1 protein-coding gene is annotated in these 2,513 nt (G+C 58.4%); it reads left to right on the top strand.

What is annotated here, in order from left to right; all coding sequences use genetic code 11:
• Positions 1-778 precede the first annotated feature (778 nt).
• Complete coding sequence (locus ABX749_RS29230; protein WP_372899150.1) at positions 779-2,137, top strand: hypothetical protein; 1,359 nt, start codon at positions 779-781, stop codon at positions 2,135-2,137.
• Positions 2,138-2,513 lie beyond the last annotated feature (376 nt).

Raw genomic sequence — 2,513 nt, forward strand, 5'->3', positions numbered from 1 at the left:
GACGATCGCTACACGGAAATGCATTTGCGGATGATGTGTTAATGGGTGTTCAGTTCCCCGATCCTGAACCAAAGGAAATTGATACGGTGAGACAAATATCGAGTGCTGTGAATTCAGCGGCTTGGCACGCCAAGGTTTGTGAGGCGTACGGTCTTTAAAGTTGTGTTGCAATGAAGTCAGCGATTTAATTCTGATTGGGCCTCCATAGGTCCATCACTCCACCGACCTCCCGATCGAGGCAACGACGCGAGGCTGCCGCTTTGTCCGTTCCTCAACGAACAATCCCCTTTGAACTTACGACGAGGCGTGCTCAGGGAGTCGTGCGCCACCAAATTCTAAATGGGCACCAATGAAATCACGACTCCGCTCCAAGCTGACCGGTGATGGACTGCGGACAGGCTCATTCCGAAGCTGGCGATAGCCTTAGCGAGGCTCCTCGCGTGCGACGTGCGTCCGTCGACCGCCTCAACCCCTTTTGCCGATCGCCGGAATCTCGCAACGCGTAGAACCCACGGAATCCAGGCTGCTTGACATCCGTGGGTTCGCTTCGGCCATCGGTGGGCTGATTTTCGCCGGGACACCCTTGTGACGTGACGCAGCGTCACACCTCTCTGATCCCGTCGATCCGCCAGCAGTTCCCAAATCTTCTGCCATTGAAATCGCACCCCGCTGTCAGAATACCGCTGTGACTATTAATCTTGTGCGATGGCGCGTTCGGTGAAAGCGTTCTGCAATGAGGCAGACCGCCGGATCGCTCGATTCACGAATCGTAATGTCGATGTCCATCCAAACGAATCTTCCCGACTACGGGCGTACCTTTCCGCTCTACGTGCCGCCGATCGATTGGTTTTTTCTGATCGACGATAGTCCCGAGTACACGATGTCGTTCTTCCTGGACCTCGATTTTTCGGGCCGCCTGGATCAAGACATCTTTCAGGCCGCGCTCGAGGAGGCGTTGGTCCGTCATCCGCTGTTGTTCTGCGTTATCGAATTGGCCAAGAAAAATCGGCTTTGCTGGGTGCCGGCTCCCGACAAGGTCCCGCCGGTCGATTGGGCCGACGGTGACGTGCCGATGGAATTCAAGAACAACGGCTACATCGACATTCGAACCGAAACCGGCCTCCGCATCTGGGTCCGGCAGTCCGCCGATTCGGCGCGGGTGACGATGCAGTTTCACCATTCGGCCTGTGACGGCACCGGCGGCTATCGCTTCGTCGGCGACCTGCTCGGCTGTTACATGAAACGTCTGCCCAGCTGCGAGGGCAAGGTCGAACTGGGGAATTTCGACACCGCGTTGTTGAAGGTGCGTCGCTCGAAAATGCGCAGCATCCGCATTCACGACAGCGGATTCAAAAAATTAAAAATCGCGATCGCCGAAGGCTGGAATCACCTGAGCACCCGAACCGCCCCGCTGCGGCCACCGGCCACTCCGCCCGCCAACTTTGTGCTGCCCGGAATGGTCAAGCAAGAATTCTCCTCCGGCGACTTGGCGACCCTGCGAACCGCCGCGACGTCACAGGGCGGCACGCTGAATGACTTGTTCCTGTGCAAGATGTTTCAGGCGGCACTGAAGTGGAACGGGCCGACGACCGGATCGCGCAAGATCCGTTTGCTGGTCCCGGCCGACATGCGCGACGGCCAAGATTTCGAAATCCCGGCGTGCAACATGACCGCTTGCACGTTCGTCACCAAAACCGTCGCCGAGATCCAAGACGAAAAACGACTGATGGATCTGGTCATCCAAGACACGCTCGCACTCAAGAACGGCGGCCCCCAATCCGCCTTCGTCAACGCGCTCACATCGGCGATGGAAGGGACCACGATGCAAAAGTTGCTCAAGTACGGCGGCTGCCTCGCGACCGGCGTCTTTTCCAATGCCGGTGACCCGTCGCGTCGGTTCACCGGACGGTTGCCCAAGCAACGTGGCAAGATCGCCTGTGATGAATTCACACTGGAAGCGATCACCGGAGTGCCACCGCTGCGTAAACACACCCGCAGCACGCTGTCGTCGAGCATCTACGGCCGCAAGCTGAGCTTCTCGCTTCGCTGTGATCCCAGCCTGTTCGCTGAAAGCGACACCAAAGCGTTGCTGGAACTGTTCTGTGATCAACTTCGGCCGTTGATCGAGAAGGCGTGACGGCCGCACCGGCATCCCAGCACGTGGCGTCACCGCCTGTTGATTTAATCCGATCGCACGTGGGATTAGCCGTTTCGCGCAAGCGTACGGGCATTCATTATGTCGATTACTCACCGGCGCCCGTAGGCTCGCGCCAAACGGCTGATTAAATCAACAGGCCGGTCAGCCAGTGGCGCGTTTCCTCCGGTCTTTCAAGGTGGTTTCAAGCTAAGCTCGGTCGGCTCACGCCGATCGGCGCCACACCGCAGAGCGGTGCCACAACACAGCCCGGGGTCGCGAAGCGCACCCCGGGTAGTAGTGGCACAGAGGGAGAGGAACCCCAGCGGGGTTCAATAAACGACGCCGAGCGTTCGGACGATGCAAACGGCAGCGTGAA

The organism is Stieleria sp., from assembly GCF_041595215.1.
In the GTDB taxonomy this organism is placed as follows: Bacteria; Planctomycetota; Planctomycetia; order Pirellulales; family Pirellulaceae; genus Stieleria; species Stieleria magnilauensis.

Coding starts and splice junctions, on each gene's coding strand:
- ABX749_RS29230 (WP_372899150.1), top strand. CDS start 779: ATGTCCATCCAAACGAATCTTCCCGACTACGGGCGTACCTTTCCGCTC.